General features: G+C 72.3%; 17 protein-coding genes. 11 read left to right on the top strand and 6 right to left on the bottom strand.

All coding sequences use genetic code 11. The features are described 5' to 3' along the window. Window positions 1–217: 217 nt before the first annotated feature. From JJ683_RS01465 to JJ683_RS01455, 3 genes are all read left to right on the top strand, one after another. A complete protein-coding gene (locus tag JJ683_RS01465) occupies window positions 218–1,189 on the top strand; it encodes a hypothetical protein (protein ID WP_200170910.1) in 972 nt (323 codons plus the stop codon). Window positions 1,190–1,394: 205 nt separating this feature from the next. After that, complete coding sequence (locus tag JJ683_RS01460) at window positions 1,395–2,000, top strand: sigma-70 family RNA polymerase sigma factor (protein ID WP_200170909.1); 606 nt, start codon at window positions 1,395–1,397, stop codon at window positions 1,998–2,000. Then, a complete protein-coding gene (locus JJ683_RS01455) occupies window positions 1,978–2,970 on the top strand; it encodes an anti-sigma-D factor RsdA (protein ID WP_200170908.1) in 993 nt (330 codons plus the stop codon). The genes JJ683_RS01460 and JJ683_RS01455 overlap by 23 nt, the downstream gene beginning before the upstream one ends. A 165-nt stretch (window positions 2,971–3,135) precedes the next feature. Here the strand turns inward: JJ683_RS01455 and JJ683_RS01450 are convergent, their stop codons facing one another. Further along, window positions 3,136–3,543, bottom strand: coding sequence for a DUF5319 family protein (locus JJ683_RS01450; RefSeq protein ID WP_182346141.1), 408 nt, complete (start codon window positions 3,541–3,543; stop codon window positions 3,136–3,138). Window positions 3,544–3,789: 246 nt separating this feature from the next. Here JJ683_RS01450 and guaB point away from each other — a divergent pair, with 246 nt between their 5' ends. The 5 genes from guaB to guaA all read left to right on the top strand — a co-directional run bounded on the left by guaB (window position 3,790) and on the right by guaA (window position 11,166). After that, entirely contained in the window at window positions 3,790–5,340 is a 1,551-nt protein-coding gene (gene guaB, locus JJ683_RS01445) for an IMP dehydrogenase (RefSeq protein ID WP_200170907.1), read from the top strand. A gap of 108 nt (window positions 5,341–5,448) precedes the next feature. Then, the gene (locus JJ683_RS01440; protein WP_200170906.1) at window positions 5,449–6,588 is read left to right on the top strand and encodes a GuaB3 family IMP dehydrogenase-related protein; all 1,140 of its coding nucleotides are present in this window, start codon (window positions 5,449–5,451) and stop codon (window positions 6,586–6,588) included. Between the two features lie 98 nt (window positions 6,589–6,686). Further along, window positions 6,687–8,411 carry a GMC family oxidoreductase gene (locus JJ683_RS01435; RefSeq protein WP_200170905.1) on the top strand — a complete coding sequence of 575 codons (1,725 nt, stop codon included), beginning with the start codon at window positions 6,687–6,689 and terminating at the stop codon, window positions 8,409–8,411. Between the two features lie 405 nt (window positions 8,412–8,816). Further along, complete coding sequence (locus JJ683_RS01430; RefSeq protein WP_200170904.1) at window positions 8,817–9,407, top strand: superoxide dismutase family protein; 591 nt, start codon at window positions 8,817–8,819, stop codon at window positions 9,405–9,407. A 178-nt stretch (window positions 9,408–9,585) separates the two neighbouring features. After that, on the top strand, window positions 9,586–11,166 hold the full coding sequence (gene guaA / locus JJ683_RS01425) for a glutamine-hydrolyzing GMP synthase (RefSeq protein WP_372435216.1): 1,581 nt from the start codon (window positions 9,586–9,588) through the stop codon (window positions 11,164–11,166). 21 nt (window positions 11,167–11,187) lie between these two features. Here the strand turns inward: guaA and JJ683_RS01420 are convergent, their stop codons facing one another. Continuing rightward, the gene (locus JJ683_RS01420; RefSeq protein WP_242474310.1) at window positions 11,188–11,493 is read right to left on the bottom strand and encodes a hypothetical protein; all 306 of its coding nucleotides are present in this window, start codon (window positions 11,491–11,493) and stop codon (window positions 11,188–11,190) included. After that, on the bottom strand, window positions 11,486–12,856 hold the full coding sequence (locus JJ683_RS01415) for a PspC domain-containing protein (protein ID WP_200170903.1): 1,371 nt from the start codon (window positions 12,854–12,856) through the stop codon (window positions 11,486–11,488). Before JJ683_RS01415 ends, JJ683_RS01420 begins: the two co-directional genes overlap by 8 nt. A 128-nt stretch (window positions 12,857–12,984) precedes the next feature. Between JJ683_RS01415 and JJ683_RS01410 the strand changes: the two genes are divergently transcribed. The 3 genes from JJ683_RS01410 (at window position 12,985) to JJ683_RS01400 (ending at window position 16,488) form a co-directional block, all read left to right on the top strand. After that, complete coding sequence (locus tag JJ683_RS01410; RefSeq protein WP_372435215.1) at window positions 12,985–14,295, top strand: ATP-binding protein; 1,311 nt, start codon at window positions 12,985–12,987, stop codon at window positions 14,293–14,295. 4 nt (window positions 14,296–14,299) lie between these two features. Continuing rightward, entirely contained in the window at window positions 14,300–14,983 is a 684-nt protein-coding gene (locus tag JJ683_RS01405) for a LuxR C-terminal-related transcriptional regulator (RefSeq protein ID WP_200171023.1), read from the top strand. Window positions 14,984–15,177: 194 nt separating this feature from the next. Beyond that, window positions 15,178–16,488, top strand: coding sequence for a family 43 glycosylhydrolase (locus tag JJ683_RS01400; protein ID WP_200170902.1), 1,311 nt, complete (start codon window positions 15,178–15,180; stop codon window positions 16,486–16,488). 40 nt (window positions 16,489–16,528) lie between these two features. Here the strand turns inward: JJ683_RS01400 and JJ683_RS01395 are convergent, their stop codons facing one another. From JJ683_RS01395 to JJ683_RS01385, 3 genes are all read right to left on the bottom strand, one after another. Beyond that, complete coding sequence (locus JJ683_RS01395; protein ID WP_307810621.1) at window positions 16,529–17,809, bottom strand: serine/threonine-protein kinase; 1,281 nt, start codon at window positions 17,807–17,809, stop codon at window positions 16,529–16,531. 9 nt (window positions 17,810–17,818) lie between these two features. After that, on the bottom strand, window positions 17,819–18,748 hold the full coding sequence (locus JJ683_RS01390; protein WP_200170901.1) for an alpha/beta fold hydrolase: 930 nt from the start codon (window positions 18,746–18,748) through the stop codon (window positions 17,819–17,821). Between the two features lie 22 nt (window positions 18,749–18,770). Next, window positions 18,771–19,265: META domain-containing protein (locus tag JJ683_RS01385; RefSeq protein ID WP_200170900.1), on the bottom strand; the 495-nt coding region annotated here is incomplete at its 5' end.

Raw genomic sequence — 19,265 nt, 5'->3', positions numbered from 1 at the left:
ACGTTGCGGATCTGCTGCAAAAGGCGAGGGCATCGGGGGCAGGCGATCCCGACTTCTGAAACGTGCCATCGCCTGTTGGGGCGGTTGCGGCCGCAGGGGGAACGGGTACCGCTCGCGGGGGCGGCGGGACGCTGGTGCACACTGCGGGAGCAGACGGGGGACGGAACAGTCGGATGGTGCGGATCACGTCGTGGACACGGGGACGAGGACGGTGCGGATGACGCCTGCGCAGACGGAGGCCGACGGCGCCGATCCGGACGCGGTGCCGAGTGGGGCCGACGCGCGCGCCCGCGTCCTGCACGCGGCGGCCTTCGGCGCCGGGCCTGCGGGCGTCGCGGGACTCGTCGGCCCCGGTGCGGCGCGGCCGGGCGGGGAGACTGCGATCATGCTCCCCGCCGCGCGTACACCCCGTGAACTCTGGTGGCGGGCGGTGGCGCATTCCGGCGCCGGGTTCTACACCCGGGCGGGCGGCGATCTGGCCGCTCTGGCGGCCGCTGGAGCCGGACCGGCGTGGGACGCGCTCGCGGCGTCGACCGCGGCATCGCTACTCCGGCAGATGGGCGGCCATGACAGGGCGGCGGTGTACGACGGCCGCGCGCTGGCGCGGATCACCGGCGCCGGGAGCCGTGTGCGGGGGACGGTGTCCGGGCACGCCGCCGCCGACGCGTGGACGGGGCTCGCGGCGGACCGCCTGGGCCGCGGGGACTGGCGCTCGGCGCAGAGGCTTCTTGCCAGGTGCCGGGGACCGTTCAAGGAGTCCGGCGAGGAGGCGGCGCCGGGCACGGCTGCGCCCCCGCGTGTGGCACTGCGCCTGCAATGGGTGACGGCCGAGACCGCGATGACGGCGGGCGACCCGGATGCGGCGGTCGCCGCGGCGCGCGCCGGGCTGGAGATGCTCGAGGCGGGTGCGTTCCCGTCGGAGCGGCACCGGGTGAAGACCCTCCTCGTCGCCGCGGCGGCGGAGGCGGTGGCCGGCAGGCCGGGGGCGGCGGCCGCGCTGGCGGAACGTGCCCACGCCGCGGCCCGGACGGCGGGGCTGGTGCCGCTCCGGTGGGCGGCGGCGATGCTGCTCGCCGGCGTGTCCGAGGACTCTACGGCCCGCGCGGCCGCGGCCGACGTACACGCGTGCCACGGCATCCTGGTGGCGCGTGGGGGCGGGGATCCGCGCCTGATGAGGGGCTATCTCTGAGCGTCCGGCGCACGCGCGGCGCGGCGCTCGGCCGCGCGGTGATCAGCGGCCGCGGTGTCGGCGCATCGGGGCGCGCAGCACGGCGCCGAGGTGCCACGGTGCACGCCGGCGCACCTGCGGCCGATAGGGTGGGGCGGGACAATCGACTTGAAACATGCATCGCCGCTGTTCGCAGGCGGGGCGAGGACTGGGGCTTGAAGGCACGATGACGCGACCGGACGACGAGGTATCCCGAGATGTCGCGGATGCCGTGGCGGGCGGTCGCGCCGCCCTGCATCGGCTGCTGACCGAGATCCGCCCCCTCGTCGTGCGCTACTGCCGTGCACGGGTGGGCTTCGCCGAGCGGGGCTTCGGCTCGGCGGACGACGTGGCGCAGGAAGTGTGCATGGCGGTGGTGACGGCCCTGCCGCGGTACAAGGACCAGGGCAAGCCGTTCATGGCGTTCGTCTACGGGATCGCTTCGCATAAGGTCGCGGATGCGCACCGTTCGTCCGCGCGTAACAAATCCGAGCCCACCGCAGATATACCGGATGAGATCGGGCGCAACAGTGTCCAGGACGGCACATACCTGGACCCGGAGCAGTCGTATCTGGATTCGGAATCCCGCGTGCGTGTGGAGCGGCTCCTTGAGGGTCTGCCGGACAAGCAACGCGAGATCATCGTTCTTCGATTGATCGTCGGGATGTCCGCGGAGGAGACGGCCGCTGCGGTGGGCAGTACCGCGGGAGCGGTACGCGTGGCCCAGCACAGGGCGCTCGCAAAGCTGAGGAACACTTTCGGAGAGGCGGGTGAGCAGGGTGTCCGAGCGTGACAACGCGACGGGCGACGAGTCCCCCGGGTCGGACCTCGCCGCCATCCTGCACGATGACGAGTTCATCGAATCGATACTCCGCGGAGGCGAGGTGCCGGCCGAGTCCGACGCCGAGGCCGAGCTCGCAGTGCTGTTCTCGGGTGCCCGCCATCAGATCGTGAGCACCCCGATGCCCGGCATGCCGTCGGAGGACGAGCTTGCCGCGGCGTTGGCGTCGGGGATCGAGGAGGCCGGCGCGGGCACGGTGGTGCCGCTGCGCCGGAGCCGCCGATACCGCTGGATGACGACGGTGACCGCGGGTGCCGCCTCGGTGGCGGTGCTGCTCGGCGGCATCGCCGTGGCGGGGCACTTCCTGGGCGCCGACGAGCCCGTCGGCCAGAGTTCGGAGGACTTCGTCACCGCGGCCAGCATCCGGGACGAGTTGGCCCACGCGAAGGACCTGCTGGCCAAGGGGGACCTGCGCGGCTGCCTCGCGGTGCTCGACTCGGCCACGGAGAAGATGGAGAAGATCCGCGGGGACTCGGCCTTCACCGAGCTCGACGACACCCGCACGGACCTGTGGGCGCAGGCGACCGGCCGGCCGAAGTCCGAGGCGCCCGCCGTGGGGGCCGACGTCGTCGTGCCGCCGCCCGCGCCGACAAGCACGGCCACTCCTCCTCCGTCTTCGCCTCCGCCGCCGTCGATCGGTATCGAAGGGGTGCCGGGCCTGCCGGACATCTCCGTGCCGTTGCCGCAGATCCAGCTGCCGCCGTTGCCGGATGTGCAGCTGCCGCAGCTACCGCTGCAGCAGGCGCCGGCGCCGAATCCGCCGACGACCACCACGCCGGCTCCGACGACCACGCCGACGACCACGCCGACGGAGACCCCGGCGCCGTCATCCAGCGCGGACGTGCCGCCGCCGGGCACAGCCACACCGACACCCACCCCCGGTCCGCAGAAGCAGCAGCTGTCGGATCTCGACGGAAACTGACTCGTCGTCGGGCCGACGCCGCAGGCCGGAGCGTGCCCCGCCGGTCGGCGCACACGCAGAGAACGACGATCGCCGCCGAGCCCGTTCAGGGCGCGGCGGCGATCGCCATCGGTGGGGATCCGGAGCCGCGCCCGTCGTGGCCGGGCCCGGAGTGCCCGCTCCGGCTCAGATGTCGTGGCCGTCGCTGAACAACGACGCGTCGTTCATCGCGGCGTCCGCGTATCCACGGCAGTAATCCCAGGTGACGTAGTCCTCCGGCTGCGGGTCGAACGCGGGCTCGTGCGGGCGCACGCTGCCGTCGACGAGCAGCTGCATGAGGTTGGCGCGTAGCATCTCCCAGTCGTGGAAGTGGTCGTCGTGGCAGTCCTCGCATGCGATGACCAGGCCCCGCACGCCGCGATGGCCCAACAGGGCCTCGTAGACGGCGAGGTCGGCCAGGTCCTCCTCGACGGCCAGGCGTTCATGGGCGTCGAGCGGCTGGGCCGGTTCCGGGGAGTCGAAGGCAGCGGCCGGATCGGCGGGGTCGCCCGCGAACGGATCCGGCGGCAGGCCAGGCGGCAGATGCTCGTGCACGACGCCCACGGTACTTGGGGAGCACCCGAACCCGCCACCGCAGTCCCGCAATGCGCGCGTCGTCGGTCCGGGGGAATGCGGGGACGGCGGGCCCGGGGCCGGGCGGGGGTGGAGGCGTAATGCACCGTAATGCACGGTGACGAGCGTCTCGCGGCGCGCGGCCCGGGCGGTCCGCACGCGCGGATCCCGATAACATGGACCGCATCCCCATTCGCAGCGGCCACACCCAGGAAGGCCAAACATCGTATGAGCAATCCGGCCGGGCAGGTAAACGGCAACATCAGGTTCGGCGGCGACCGCGATGACAAGATCGCGATGACCGGGCTGACGTTCGATGACGTCCTGCTCCTTCCCGCGGCCTCCGAGGTCATCCCCGGCGGGGTCGACACCTCCACACAGGTCACGCGCAATATCCGGCTGCGTGTACCGCTGGTCAGCTCGGCGATGGACACGGTCACCGAGGCGCGGATGGCCATCGCGATGGCCCGCGCGGGCGGGATGGGCGTGCTGCACCGCAACCTGGCCGCCGACGCGCAGGCCGGCCAGGTGGAGACGGTCAAGCGCTCCGAGGCCGGGATGGTGACGGATCCGGTCACCTGCAGCCCGTCGCACACTCTTGCCGAGGTGGATGCGATGTGCGCACGCTTCCGCATCTCCGGGCTGCCGGTGACGGACGAGGCGGGGGCGCTGGTGGGCATCATCACCAACCGCGACATGCGCTTCGAGATGGACATGAGCCGTCCGGTGTCCGAGGTGATGACCGAGGCCCCGCTCGTGACCGCGCAGGAGGGCGTCTCGGCCGAGGCGGCGCTGGGGCTGCTGCGGCGGCACAAGATCGAGAAGCTGCCCATCGTCGACGGAGCGGGCACGCTCACGGGGCTCATCACCGTCAAGGATTTCGTCAAGACCGAGCAGTACCCGGACGCCACCAAGGACCGCGACGGCCGGTTGCTCGTGGGCGCGGCCATCGGCGTGGGCGAGGAGTCGTGGACGCGCGCGATGAGCCTGGTCGACGCGGGCGTCGACGTCCTCGTCGTCGACAGCGCGCACGGGCACTCGGCCGGGGTGCTGGAGATGATCTCCCGGCTGCGCCGGGAAGTCGACGGCCGGGCCGGAGCCGGACGCGTAGACATCATCGGCGGCAACGTCGCCACCCGCGGCGGAGCGCAGGCGCTCATCGACGCCGGCGTGGACGCGGTGAAGATCGGCGTAGGGCCCGGGTCCATCTGCACCACGCGCGTCGTGGCCGGCGTCGGCGCGCCGCAGATCACCGCGATCCTCGAGGCGGCGGCGGTGTGCCGCCCCGCGGGCGTGCCCATCGTCGCCGACGGCGGCCTGCAGTTCTCCGGCGACGTCGCGAAGGCCCTCGCGGCCGGGGCGTCCACCGCGATGCTCGGCTCGCTGCTCGCGGGCACGGCGGAATCGCCCGGCGAGCTGGTGCTGGTGGGCGGCAAGCAGTTCAAGGCGTACCGCGGAATGGGTTCGCTGGGGGCGATGCAGGGACGCGGGCAGGGCAAGTCCTATTCGAAGGACCGCTACTTCCAGGACGACGTGCTCTCCGAGGACAAGCTTGTCCCGGAGGGCATCGAGGGCCGGGTGCCGTTCCGCGGGCCGCTGGGCTCGGTGATCCACCAGCTCACCGGCGGGCTGCGCGCCGCTATGGGTTACGCAGGCGCGCGCACCATCGCGGAGCTCAACGACGCACAGTTCGTCCGGATCACCGCGGCCGGCCTCAAGGAGAGCCATCCGCATGACATCCAGATGACCGTCGAAGCGCCCAACTACTATTCACGCTGAGCCACTGTGCCCGGCGCGCACCGCGCCGGGTGCCGCAGCGGCAGGACGGGCGGTCGTCGGCCGTCATGGACGGGGCCGTGCCCCTGAGAACCAGGAAAGGGGACACGCGTGCGTGACCTCGTGGAAATCGGCATCGGGCGCATAGCCCGGCGCACCTACCAGCTCGAGGACATCGACATCGTCCCCTCGCGGCGCACCCGCTCGGCCAAGGACGTGTCCACCGCCTGGCAGATGGACGCCTACAGGTTCGACATCCCGCTGCTCGCGCATCCCACCGATGCGCTCGTCTCGCCCGAGTTCGCGGTGGAGATGGGCCGCCGAGGCGGGCTGGGCGTGTTCAACGGCGAGGGGCTGTGGGCCCGGCACCGCGACGTGGAGGACAAGCTCGCGCAGCTCATCGAGGTGGCCGAGGGCGAGGACGGCCCGGCCGCGGCCACCCGGATGCTGCAGCGGCTGCACGCAGCGCCGGTGGACCCGGACCTGCTGGGGCAAGCGGTGGCCGCCATCCGTGACGCCGGGGTCACCACGGCCGTGCGGGTGAGCCCGCAGAACGCCGCCGCACTCACCCCGCATATCGTCGCCGCGGGTGTGGACCTGCTGTTCATCCACGGCACGATCATCTCCGCCGAGCACGTGGGCGCGGGGGACGCCGAGCCGCTCAACCTCAAGACGTTCATCAATGAGCTCGACGTCCCCGTGGTGGCGGGCGGCGTCAGCGACCACCTCACGGCGCTGCACTTGATGCGCACGGGTGCGGCCGGCGTCATCGTGGGCTACGGGGCCGCCGACGGCGTCACCACCAGCGGCGAGGTGCTGGGCATGGGCGTGCCGATGGCCACCGCCATCGCCGATGCCGCCGCGGCCCGCCGCGACTACCTGGACGAGACCGGCGGCCGGTACGTGCACGTCATCGCCGACGGCGACATCCACACCTCCGGCGATGTGGCCAAGGCCATCGCATGCGGTGCCGACGCCGCCGTTCTGGGCACGCCTTTGGCGCTCGCGGAGGAGGCCCCGGGCAAGGGCTGGTACTGGCCGACGGTGGCGGCGCACCCGTCCATGCCGCGCGGCGCCATCGTGCCCGTCACCTTCGACGACCGCCCGAGCCTCGACACCGTGCTGAGCGGGCCGGCGGACGACCCGTTCGGTTCGCTCAACCTCGTCGGTGGCCTGCGGCGCTCGATGGCGAAGTCCGGATACTCCGACCTCAAGGAGTTCCAGCGCGTCGAGCTGAGCGTGCGGGGGTAATCGGCCGGCGATCCGGTCCGGCGGTATACCCGGTACCCGACGTTATAGTAAGATCCCTCACGCGGGCTTCAGGCAGCGGTCGATGTGGAGGAGACGGCATGGCACCCAGCGTGGACGGGCCGGACTACGACGTGGTGGTGGTCGGATCGGGATTCGGGGGCAGCGTCAGCGCGCTGCGCCTCACCGAGAAGGGCTACTCCGTCGGTGTCCTCGAGGCGGGGCGCCGTTACGCCGACGACGAGTTCGCCGCCACCAGCTGGGACCTCAAGAAGTTCCTCTGGGCGCCCCGGCTCGGCTGCTACGGGGTACAGCGCGTGCACATGCTGCGGGATTGCCTCATCCTCGCCGGTGCGGGTGTGGGCGGCGGCTCGTTGAACTACGCGAACACCCTCTACAAGCCCACCGGGCCGTTCTTCTCCGACCCTCAGTGGGCGCACATCACAGACTGGGAGGACGAGCTCACCCCTTACTACGAGCAGGGCCGGCGGATGCTCGGGGTGGTGCAGAACCCCACGATGACCCCCGCCGACGAGGTCATCAGGTCGGTGGCCGACGACATGGGCGTGGGCGAGACCTTCATCCAGACGCCGGTGGGCGTGTACTTCGGCGAGGCCGGCGAGACGGTGGACGACCCGTACTTCGGCGGCGTCGGGCCGGCCCGCACCGGGTGCATCGAATGCGGCGAATGCATGACGGGATGCCGGCATGGCGCCAAAAACACGCTGGTCAAGAACTATCTGGGCCTGGCCGAGCGAGCCGGGGCGCAGGTGCACCCGATGACCACCGTCACCGCCGTGCGCCGGCGGGAGGACGGGGTGTGGGAGATCTCCACCGAACGCACCGGCGCCTGGATGCGCAAGCAGCGCCGCACCTTCACCGCCGCCAACGTGGTCCTCGCCGCCGGCACCTGGGGCACGCAGAACCTCCTGCACGCGATGCGCGACGCGGGCACGCTGCCCGGGCTGTCGGGCAAACTCGGCGGGCTCACCCGCACCAACTCGGAGTCCATCGTGGGCGCGGGCAAGTTCGCGGTGGACCCGGAGATGGACCTGACCAAGGGCGTCGCCATCACCTCCTCGTTCCACCCGACGGACGACACCCACATCGAACCGGTGCGTTACGGCAAGGGCTCCAATGCGATGGGGCTGTTGCAGACGCTCATGACCGACGGCGGCGGGCGGATTCCGCGCTGGCTCAAGCTTCTCCTGCTCATCCTGCGCCACCCGCTGATGACGCTGCGCATGCTCAACGTGCGGCGGTGGTCGGAGCGCACGATCATCGCGCTGGTCATGCAGAACCTCGACAACTCGATCACGACCTTCACCAAGCGGGGCCTGCTGCGGCGGCGGCGCATCAGCAGCCGCCAAGGCCACGGCGAACCCAACCCGTCGTGGATCCCCGCGGGCAACGACGCGACGCGGCGCATCGCCGACAAGATCGACGGCATCGCGGGCGGCACGTGGGGCGAGATCTTCAACATTCCGCTCACAGCGCACTTCCTGGGCGGCGCGGTGATCGGCGACGGCCCCGGCTCCGGGGTGATCGACCCGTACCACCGGGTGTACGGCTATCCGACGATGTACGTGGTGGACGGTGCGGCCGTGTCGGCCAACCTGGGCGTCAACCCGTCGCTGACGATCACCGCGCAGGCCGAGCGTGCCGCCGCCATGTGGCCCAACAAGGGCGACGCAGACGTGCGGCCGCCCCAGGGTGAGGGCTACCGGCGCATCCGGCCGGTGGCGCCTCGCAGCCCGTTCGTCCCGGCGGACGCGCCCGGCGCTCTGCGGCTGCCGATCACGCCGATCCAGGCGGGCGGAGCATAGCCGGTGCCTCGTGGCATTGCGCCGGACCATGCGTTCATTGACCCGGATCAGGTGCTTGACCGGGGGCCTTATCAAGCGACCGGCCACCGCCGAGCAACTTGCCTACCATCCTGGTGCTGATAGGGACACCCTGGTCAAAGGGTGATCTGTACCAGGAGGCATCGCTAGACCAGGGCGGGATCCGCAGGCGGTGGCGGAGCCATGCAGACGAGTCCGTGGGCGTTCTCGCATGTTCGATTCGGCCTGGACCGCCTCACGATGGCGGCGGGATCGAAGGCGGTGTTTTCCGGCGGCTCGAGTGGGTACAGCACGAACGTATTGGATACAGCACGAACGTATTGGATACAGCACGAACGTGTAGTCCGCCGGTGCGACGTGACCGGCGCCGAGACGAGAGGGGCGGTTGTGAGTCGAATGTTCCGCACCGGCAGATGGGTCGTGGTGGTCCCGGCGGTCTTCGCCTCCGTCTGGACGCTGGCAGCCTGCAGTACCGAGGCGCAGCCTGCCCCGGAGAGCGCTACGTATTCGATGCCGGCGGTGTTCACCGGCAACCCGGTCCCACCGTCCGTCAACGCCGAAATACCCGACGAGATCGATTCCGCGGTGCCCGTGAACGGGGCGACTGTCCCGTTGATCGACCGGAGCGATACGCCCTTAGGCGTTGCTCAACTCAAGGATATCTCGGGTGACGTCGCTATCGATGTGCACATCTCGGGGGGCCACCTCGATCCTGGCCTGTACACGGTCGGGTTCACCGAGTATGGCCGGTGCGATCCGGCAATCGGCTTTCACTCCGCCGGTGCCGTGCGCAGCCTGCTCGGGGGAACGAGTCCGCTTGACCTGACGCTGCCGGTGTCCAGCTCCGGTGTCGGCGCTGTGGAGACGTTGATTCCCGGTATCGATGTGGCATCACTGACCGGGCGGGGCGGCAGCGCTATCGTCCTCACTTCGGAATCGGGTGAGCGCGTCGGCTGCGGCGTCATCGACCTCACCTGATTTTGTCCGGGGCCGCGCTCGCTCCCTGCGGCGCCGTCACGGTCGCCGCTGAGCCTCGCGCCTCGACCAAGCGGAATCCGCTCGGTCTGGGCGTGGAAGCGACGGAGAGTGCTTGATGGGCGCGGGGTCGGGGCCGGGCGTGATGGGGACGCCCGGCCCCGCATCGTAGACTGTGCGGGTGCCTGAACTCCGCCTGCAGCAGTCCGCCCGGCCCGTGCTCGTCGTCGATTTCGGAGCGCAGTACGCGCAGCTGATCGCCCGTCGAGTCCGTGAGGCCGGCGTCTATTCCGAGGTCATCGCGCATACCGCGAGCGTGCAGGAGATCGCCGCCAAAGATCCGTCCGGCATCATCCTGTCCGGCGGTCCCGCCAGCGTGTACACCGAGGGCGCGCCGGCGCTCGATCCGTCGCTGTTCGACCTGGGCGTTCCGGTGCTCGGCATCTGCTATGGCTTCCAGGCGATGGCACGGGCGCTCGGCGGCACCGTGGAGCACACCGGCGGACGCGAGTATGGGCGCACGGCGATGGACGTCTCCGGCGGCGCGCTTCACCATGGCCTGCCGGAGCAGCAGCCGGTGTGGATGAGCCACGGCGACGCGGTGACGAAGGCGCCCGCCGGGTTCACGGTCACGGCGTCCAGCGAGGGGGCGCCCGTCGCGGCGTTCGAGTGCCTCGACCGGCGCCTGGCCGGGGTGCAGTACCACCCCGAGGTCCGGCATTCCCCGCACGGCCAGGAGGTGCTCACCCGATTCCTGCGCGACGTCGCCGGCCTCGAGCGTTCCTGGACCACCGCGAACATCGTCGAGCAGCTCATCGAGCAGGTGCGCGCCCAGGTGGGCGACGGCCGCGCTCTGTGCGGGCTGTCCGGCGGGGTCGATTCCGCCGTGGCCGCCGCGCTGGTGCAGCGTGCCATCGGCGACAGGCTCACCTGCGTGTTCGTCGATCACGGTCTGCTGCGCGAGGGGGAGCGCGGTCAGGTCGAGAACGACTTCGTCGCGGCCACCGGCGCCCGGCTGGTGACGATCGACGCGGCGTCGACGTTCCTGGGTGAGCTGGCAGGCGTCTCCGACCCGGAGGGCAAGCGCAAGATCATCGGGCGCGAGTTCATCCGCAGCTTCGAAGGCGCGGTCTCCGAGGTGCTCGGCGACGCGGCCTCCACCGGCGCGACGGTCGACCACCTGGTGCAGGGCACGCTGTATCCCGACGTGGTCGAGTCCGGCGGCGGCTCCGGCACCGCGAACATCAAGAGCCACCACAACGTGGGCGGGCTGCCGGAAGACCTGCAGTTCACCCTGGTCGAGCCGCTGCGCCTGCTGTTCAAGGACGAGGTCCGCGCTGTGGGGCGCGAGCTGGGGCTTCCGGAGGAGATCGTCGGCCGCCAGCCGTTCCCCGGCCCGGGACTGGCCATCCGCATCGTCGGCGAGGTCACCGCGGAGCGCCTGGCGCTGCTGCGCCGCGCCGACTCCATCGCCCGCGAGGAGCTCACCATCGCGGGGCTCGACCAGCAGATCTGGCAATGCCCGGTGGTGCTGCTCGCGGATGTCCGCAGCGTCGGCGTGCAGGGCGACGGCCGCACCTACGGCCACCCGATCGTCCTGCGGCCGGTGTCGAGCGAGGACGCGATGACGGCGGACTGGTCGCGGCTGCCGTACGAGGTGCTCGAGACGATCTCCACCCGCATCACCAACGAGGTGCCCGACGTCAACCGTGTCGTCCTGGACGTGACGAGCAAGCCGCCGGGCACCATCGAGTGGGAGTGACCAGCCGGGGCGGGGCGGGCGTCACCTCCCCGTCGTGCCCCCGTGCCGCCGCCTGCGGGGCCGCAGGCGCGGGCCCGCGGTGAGCAGCAGCCCCACGACGCCGGCGGCGATGACGAACGCCCACCGCAGGTCCACCGCGCCCAGGAAAGCCAGCGAGAACGGGCCGAACAGCGCCCAGACGGCCACGGCGAACGCGGCGAGCGCGGCGCACAGCATCGGGCCGGACGGTCCGCGGCGGTCCCCGTGCCCCGCTGCGACGTCGGATGCCGCGTCCGGGTGAACGTCGGCGGGGCCGCCGGGCTCCGCGTGGAATGTGTTGTCAGCCATGGCGGACCACCACCTCTCCGAGGGTGCTGTCGGCGTTGAGCGTGAGAAGGGGACTGTCGCCGGGTTGTCCCGGACGGGGTGCGGCAGCCGCATCCGGCAGGCATGAGCTGTCGCCCACGGTCGTGTGGCAGTTGGCCTCGACGCGCATGGCGTCGGGGACGATGACCTCCACACGGCCCACGGTGGAGCTCACGTCCACCGTCGTGTCCGCGGTGAGGTCGAGGGACCGCAGATCCAGGAGGATCTCGCCCGCGCCCACCCGGTATTCGGGCTGCAACTGGGCGAGCGTCGTCGGGTGGAACTCGCGTTGCCCCACTCCGCCGCTCGTGTCGAGTGAGACGGCCAGCGAACCGAGGATGACGAACCCGGCCAGCGGCGCGGCGACGATGAGCAGACCGTAGCCGGTGCGCAGGAAGGCCCCGACAACCAGGCCCGCGCCGACGACGGCGAGCGCGACGGCCGCGATCCGCGGGGCGGTGAGCCAGTCCGCCCCGGCGACCGACACTCCCGAGGCGACCGCGGCTGCGATGAGAGCCGACCCGATGGTGAACATGGTGAGCCGCGAGCGGCGCTTCTTCGGCGCGGCGGGCGCGGGCTGCGGCGGCGGGGTCGGCAGGTCCCACGCGAACGGCGCGGCGCCCAGCGGATCCCATTCGGGCGGGGTCGCGGCGCCTCCGGTGCCGGCGTCGCCGACTGCTCCCTCCGCTGCGGCCTCGTCGCGGACGCCGGAGTTCCCGGTGTCCGCCGACGGCCCGGAGCCTGGTGGAGCCGGTTGAGCGGGGCCGTCAACGGGTCCCGCAGCGGCTCCCGCGGTATGCGGCGCGGGAGCGGCGTAGGCCGGGCGCGGGCGCCGGCGGTAGAGCAGGTACAACGCGCCGAGCATGAGCACCGCGCCGAGCAGCCCCGCGCTGCCCCGGCCGGTGGTGGCCGGGAGCGTGGACACCGCGACGAGGCCGAGGATGCCCAGCAGTGCGATGTTCCTGGCGCGGAACCGGTTGCGGGGCTTGTCCGGCCGGCCCCAGGCGGCGGGGTGCGGGAAGGGGGGACGCGGGTAGGGAGGGTATCCCTGTACGCCGTACGGATACCCGTACACGGCCGGGTCCTGGTATGGCTGCCGCGGCGACGGGAACGTGAGCCAGCATGCGATGTACAGCCACACGCCGGCCCCGCCGAAGAGCGCGGACACGACGAAGGCGATCCGCACCAGCAGCGGGTCCACGTCGTAGCGCCTGCCGATCCCTTCCGCGACGCCGGCGATTTTGCCCTGCTCGCGCAGCCGCTCCGGCCGGGTGCGCCACAGGTCCCGCAGTTCGTCGGCGATCCCGTCGAGCTTGGGCGGCCCCGTGGGTCTCGTAGTGGTCATGTGCTCAATCGTGGCCGCGCGGCCGTGCAGGCACCATCGGGGATCGCCCTGAATCGTGCCGGGGCCGCCGCCGGAACGTCAGGGCAAGCCCTGATGCCGCGCACGGCCGCGCGTGCCAGGATCGGGGTGTGACCACCGAGCGCCCGCCGACGCGGATACCGCAGCCGGCGCCGTACCCGGCCGTCCGGCCGCTGCGGCGTCGCCAGCGCAGCGTGCTCGGCGGGGTCGCGGGCGGGGTGGCCGACCATCTCGGCGTCGACGCGACCAAGGTGCGCGTGGTTTTCGCTCTCCTCGCGGTGCTCGGTGGTGCGGGCATCGTCGCCTATGCGCTGCTGTGGATCTTCATGCGTCCCAGCGCCCAGGGCGGCACCACCTCGTCGGCGGAGCGTCGCCGCGCCACCGGCCTCATCGTGCTCGGCGTCGCGGGCGCGTTCGCGTCCAGCTGGCTGCTGAGCGGATCCGCGGCGTCGGTGATCGTGCCGATAGTGGTCGTGGGCATCGGCGCGGCCCTGGTGTGGCGGGAGTTCGACGCCGACGGGCCCCGGTCGATCATCGGAATGCCGCGCCATCCCACCGCACTCACCTGGGCGCGGGTGGTGGCCGGGGTGAGCCTGGTCGTCGTCGGACTCGGCGTGGTGGTGCTCGCCCAGGTGGACCTCGCCTCGCTGCGCTCGTCGCTGCTGGCGGTGGTCGTCACGCTCGTGGGGGTGGGCCTGCTGTCCGTGCCCATCTGGCTGCGGATGGTGCGCACCCTCAACGAGGAGCGTGCCGCCCGCATCCGCGACGCGGAACGCGAGGAGATCGCCTCGCACCTGCACGATTCGGTGCTGCAGACGCTCGCGCTGATCCAGAAGCAGCCCGGCGACCCGCAGCAGGTGCTGCGGCTGGCGCGGTCGCAGGAGCGCGAGCTGCGGCAGTGGCTCTTCGGCGGCACGCGCACCGCGCAGGACAGCCTCATCGAGGCGTTGCGCGCGGCGTGCGCCGAGGTGGAGGACCACTACGGGGTGACGATCGACCCGGTGTTCGTCGGCGAGATCGACGCGGCGTCGCGGTCCGCGGACGACGGCGCCCGGCCCTCCTGTCAGGCATTGGTGGCCGCCGCGCGAGAGGCGCTGGTGAACGCGGCCAAGCATTCCGGGGCGCAGCGGGTCGATCTGTACGCGGAGGGGCAGGCCCCGCCGGAGGCCGCCGCGAACGACGAGCGGATGCGGGTGAGCGTGTTCGTGCGCGACCGCGGCGTCGGCTTCGACCCGGACGCGATCCCCGCCGACCGCAAGGGGGTCACCGGCTCGATCCGTGCGAGAATCGCCCGGCACGGCGGCGCGGCGGAGATCCGCTCCGGGAGCGAGCGGGGCACCGAGGTGCGGTTGACGATGCCGTTCGCGGTCCCGCGGGCCGCGGAGAACCGGATCGGAGACGAAGGAGCAGTCAGTGGGTGAGGTTCTGCGCGTGTACCTGGTGGACGACCACGCGGTGTTCCGCTCGGGGGTGCGCGCCGAGCTGAGCCGCGAACCGGACATCGAGCTGGTCGGCGAGGCGGGCGACGTGGCCGGGGCCGTCGAGGGCATCGGCGCCGCGCACCCGCACGTCGTGCTGCTCGACGTGCACATGCCTGGGGGCGGCGGCGTCGCAGTGCTGCGCGGGGTGGACCGTCCGGGCAACGGCGCGGTGGACGGGACGGCGGGCCGTGAGGCCCACCCGGACCCGGTGTTCCTGGCTTTGAGCGTCTCCGATGCCGCCGAGGACGTGATCGCCGTGATCCGGGCGGGCGCGCGCGGGTACGTCACCAAGACGATCTCCGGTGCCGAGCTCGCCGACGCGGTCCGCAGGGTGGCGGGCGGGGATGCCGTGTTCAGCCCGCGTCTGGCCGGGTTCGTGCTCGACTCGTTCACCGGCCGCTCGCCCCTGCCCGAGCCGGCGCTGGACCCCGAACTGGATTCGCTCACGCCCCGCGAGCTGGAGGTGCTGCGTCTGCTCGCCCGCGGCTACACGTACAGGGAGATCGGCGAGGAACTGTTCATCTCGGTCAAAACGGTCGAGACGCACGCGTCGAACGTGCTGCGCAAGACCCAGCAGTCCAATCGCAACGCGCTCACGCGTTGGGCGAGCCGGCGGCGGCTCGACTGAGCGCCGAATTCATCCGAGTTCATTCGAATCGGTCACGCAAAGGTCACAGAACGGTTACCGTCTAGACGTCCGGAAGGGGACGCCGACGGCCGCGGGGCGCTGGAGGGTGCACCCGAGCTGCGGGGAGTAGAACCGTCGGCGCGGCCGCCTGTCGTACACCGATGCGAGATCCCGCGTACTGATTCGAGGAACCCATGGCCACTGCCGTGCCGCCATCCGCCGCAGCGCCGTCGGATGACCCGTCGAACTCCCGCCCGCCGCCCGTCGGCCTGCGCCCTGCAAGTCTGCGTACTGCCGCGACGCGGCGCGGCGGCTCCGGCGCCCGTCCCCGTTCGCGCCGACGGCGCAGGGGCATCCACGGCCTGCTCGTGGCGCTCACCGCGGCCGCGCTGACCATCGGCGGAACGGCGGTGGCCGGGGCCGTCCCCGGGACGCTGGACCTGGGAGGCCTGTCGGGTTCGGCGGGCTCGGTTCCGCAGTCCGGTGACCCCACCGGCCCCACCGGCTCGCTGGGTTCACTGGCGCCGGGCTCGGGGCGCGTCGACTTCGGCGCCGGGGTCAACCCGGTGGTGCTGCCCATCGCGGCCGACCCGTCGGTGGTGCGCGCACCCGACGGCACCTTCTACCTCTACGCCACCTCCGACGACTGGCAGGACGGCGGCGGCATGCACCACCTGCCGATCTTCCGCTCCACCAACCTCGTCGACTGGACGACGGCGGGCAACGTGTTCCCCGGCAAGCAGGAGTGGGTGGACCCCGCAGGCGGGCTGTGGGCGCCGGACGTGCACCTCGTCGACGGCACCTACGTCGTCTACTACTCGGTGGGCGGGACGGCGGATCCGTGCATCGGCATGGCCACCGCGGCGTCGCCGACCGGGCCGTTCACCGACCTGGACCGGCCGGTGTTCTGCTCGTCCGAAGTGGGCGTGCCCGGCACCATCGACCCCTACGTGTCCTATGACGGACCCACGCCCACCGTGTTCGTCGGCAACTTCGGCGGCATCTACGCGATCCCGCTGACCCCCGACGGCACGGCGGTGGCGGGGGACGACCCGAAAGCCGCGCCCGTCCGTGTGGCGGGCAACGGGTACGAGGCGCCGTTCATCCAGCACAAGAACGGCTTCTACTACCTGTACGTCTCGGCCGGGAACTGCTGCAACGGTGCCGCGAGCGACTATCGGGTGTACGCGGGCCGGTCGCAGAACCTGCTGGGGCCCTACATCGACTCCGCGGGCACTCCGATGCTCGACGGGGGCGGCGACCTGATCCTGTCCGGCAACGTCAGCTGGCTGGGCCCCGGTCACATCACTGTGGTCACCGACGACACCGGCGCCGACTGGGCGATGTACCACGCGGCGCCGCGGGCGGCTCCGCGCCTGGGTGCGGGCCCGCAGAACCGTCAGGGGATGATCGACAAGATCAGCTGGGTCGGCGGGTGGCCGCGCATCGGCGACGGCACCCCGTCCTCCACCGCGCCCGCAGTGCCGCACATCGGCGGCGTGTAGACGGTGCGAATATACGGCACCGCGGGCGCGGAGCGGCTGGTCAGAAGATGCTGGTGACCAGTAGGACGAGGATCAGCACCAGCACGACGGCGATCCCCGCCACGATGGCGGCGCGCAGGAACCATGCGTAGCCGGGCGCCGTGGCCGGCGTCGAGTGCCGGGGTACCCGCGACGACGCGTCCGCGTGGATGCGCGCCGGCTCGGCGTGGGCCTGCGCCCCCCATGTGAGCGTGGCCAGCGCCGGGTTGTCCGGCTTGCGCACCTGGTCCAGAGGTGTGGCGTGCTGCACGGCGATGAGCCCGCCGACGGTGCTGCCCGGCACCGCCTTGCTGCGCTGCCGGATGCCGCCCGCCCGGCGCACCCACACGGGGATGCGGCCGTCGGGGGCGAGCAGCGGCGAGGTGAGCATCAGCCCGGGATCCAGCTCGTCGCCGGCCGCGACGTGCGCGAGCCGGTCGCGCGCCTCCGCCATGGTGGGGCGCCGGGCGGGGTCCGGCTCGAGCATCGCGAGCACCACGCCCATCGCCGGATGCTCGGACAGCGGCGCCGTGACCTCGCCGCGGGCCACGTTGTGCAGCACCACCGCGTGGTCCTCGTCCACCCCGAACGGCGGCAGCCCCTCGATCGCCGTATACAGCGCGGCGCCCAGCGAGAACACGTCGCTGGACGTCGTCGGCGTGTGGCCGCGGGCGATCTCCGGCGCGAAGTACGCGGGAGTGCCCACGATGACGTCCTCGCCCACGCCGGCCGGGTCCGGGAATCCTGCCACCGCGGCCGGCTCCGCCGCGGGGGCGGCCCGGGCGATGCCGAAGTCGCTGATCTTCACGACGCCCGCCGTGGTGCCGCGGTCTGCGATGAGGATGTTGCCCGGCTTGATGTCGCGGTGCAGGATTCCCGCGCCGTGCGCCTCCGTCATCGCGTCCGCCACCTGGGCGCCGATCTGCGCGGCCTGTTGCGGCGGCAACGTGCCCGTCATGTGCAGGACCTGCGCCAGACTGCACGATGGCACGTATTCGAGAACGATCCACGGTGCGCCCTGGTCGAGCGTCACATCGAAGACCCGTGTGATGTGCGGGCCGGTGAGCTTGGACAGGACGCGGCCCTCGTGCAGGGCACGGGTGCGGAGTGACTCGGCGCGGTCCGCCTGCAGGCCGACGGTGTCCGCGATCTGCTTGAGCGCCACCTCGCGGTCCAGCAGCACGTCGCGCGCCAGCCACACCGTCCCCATGCCGCCACCGCCCAGCCGGGATTGCAGGCGGTACCGCCCGGCGACGAGATAGTCCGGTCCGGCGACGTGCGGGGAAGGGGAGGATCCGGTCACTTCATGAGGTTACCGGAGCCGCCCGTCCGCGGCCCACGCCGCGAGCACGGACCGGACGGCGGCGACGAGCAGCAGCGGCTGGTCGGCCATCGGGTGGTGGCCGGTGTGCGGCAGCTCGAACACCAGCGCCCCGGGACCGAAGCGCGCGCGCATCTCCGTGAACACGTCGTCGGCGATGATCCCGTCCTGCGCGCGGAAGTAGGCCATCGGGCACGGCGGCGGCCCAGCGCCCAGCAGGTCGCTGCCGTCGCGGCCGGTCATGGAGGGATCGAACTTCCACGACCAGCCGCCCGGCACCGGGCCCATCGACGTCCGGGCCACATGGTCGATCACGTGCGGCAAGGTCACCGGCTGGGCGGGGATCAGCCGGAAGTGTGCGAGCGCCGTGTCGACGTCCGGGTAGACCTTCTTGGGGCGGCGCAGCGCGGAGCCGCGCGTCTCCTCCTCGGCGGGCGTGCGCAGGCGGATGGGGGAGTCGATCACCTGGATTCCGCCGAGCCGATCGCCATGGCGGTGCGCTGCCACGTAGGTGACCATGCCGCCCATGCTGTGCCCCACGACGACGGGCCGCGCACCGAGCCCGGCCGCCTCGGCGACGGCGACGAGCTCGTCCGCCCACTGCGCCAGGGAGTAGTGGCCGCGGGTGTCGCTGTCGCCGTGGCCGGTCAGGTCGAGGGCCGCGACCCGGTGCCGGTCGGCGAGCTGCGGGGCGACGTGGTCCCACCAGTGCGAGTGCGCGGCGCCGCCGTGGACCAGCAGGATCCCCGGCGTGGCGGCGTCCTGCGGCCCGGCGTTCTGGGGTGCGGTGTCCTGGGGTGCGGCGTGCCGGTCCCACACCCGGTACCGCACACGCGCGCCGCCCACCGTGACCTCGCCGTGGGACGGCCGGGCCGCCAGCGCGTCGGTGAACCATTGCGGGGCGCTCGTCACGGGGTCCATGGACCGAACCTACGGGATGGAGTCAGCCCTGCCGGGCGAAGGTGATCGCCGTGCCGTCGAACGGGGTCCCCGCAGCGCCGGCCAACGTCAGCGTGTCGCCGTCGAGGCCGATCGTCGCCCCGGCGGCGAGCAGCTGTGTGAGCCACTGGTCCTGCTCCATCAGCGCGGGTTCGCAGGCCATCATCGTGCTCGCGGCCTGCGGCACGGTCAGCGTGCCGTCGACGATCGTGTAACCGCCGAAGAGCCGGTTGCACCCGGCGTGCAGCGAAGCCGTGTCGCCCTGGAACGTCGCCTCGATCGCGGAACCGGGCACCAGCTCGTGGCCGGTGACGGCGGTGCTGGTGAACACGGCGCCGTCCAGCTCGGCCGGGGTGGGGGCGTCGGCCATCGCGGGTCCGCCTTCCTGCTCGGTGGTCGTCGCCGCGGGCGCGGGGGTGCCCGGGCCGGCCGGCTCCTGGCTGTTGCTGCAGGCGCCGAGGGCCGTCGCCGACGCCGCCAGCGCCGCGGCGGCCGCCAC

The organism is Tomitella cavernea, from assembly GCF_016599145.1.
Lineage (GTDB): Bacteria > Actinomycetota > Actinomycetes > Mycobacteriales > Mycobacteriaceae > Tomitella > Tomitella cavernae.
Note: the sequence above shows the minus strand (reverse complement) of the source record. Positions and strands in the feature narration are given on the sequence as shown.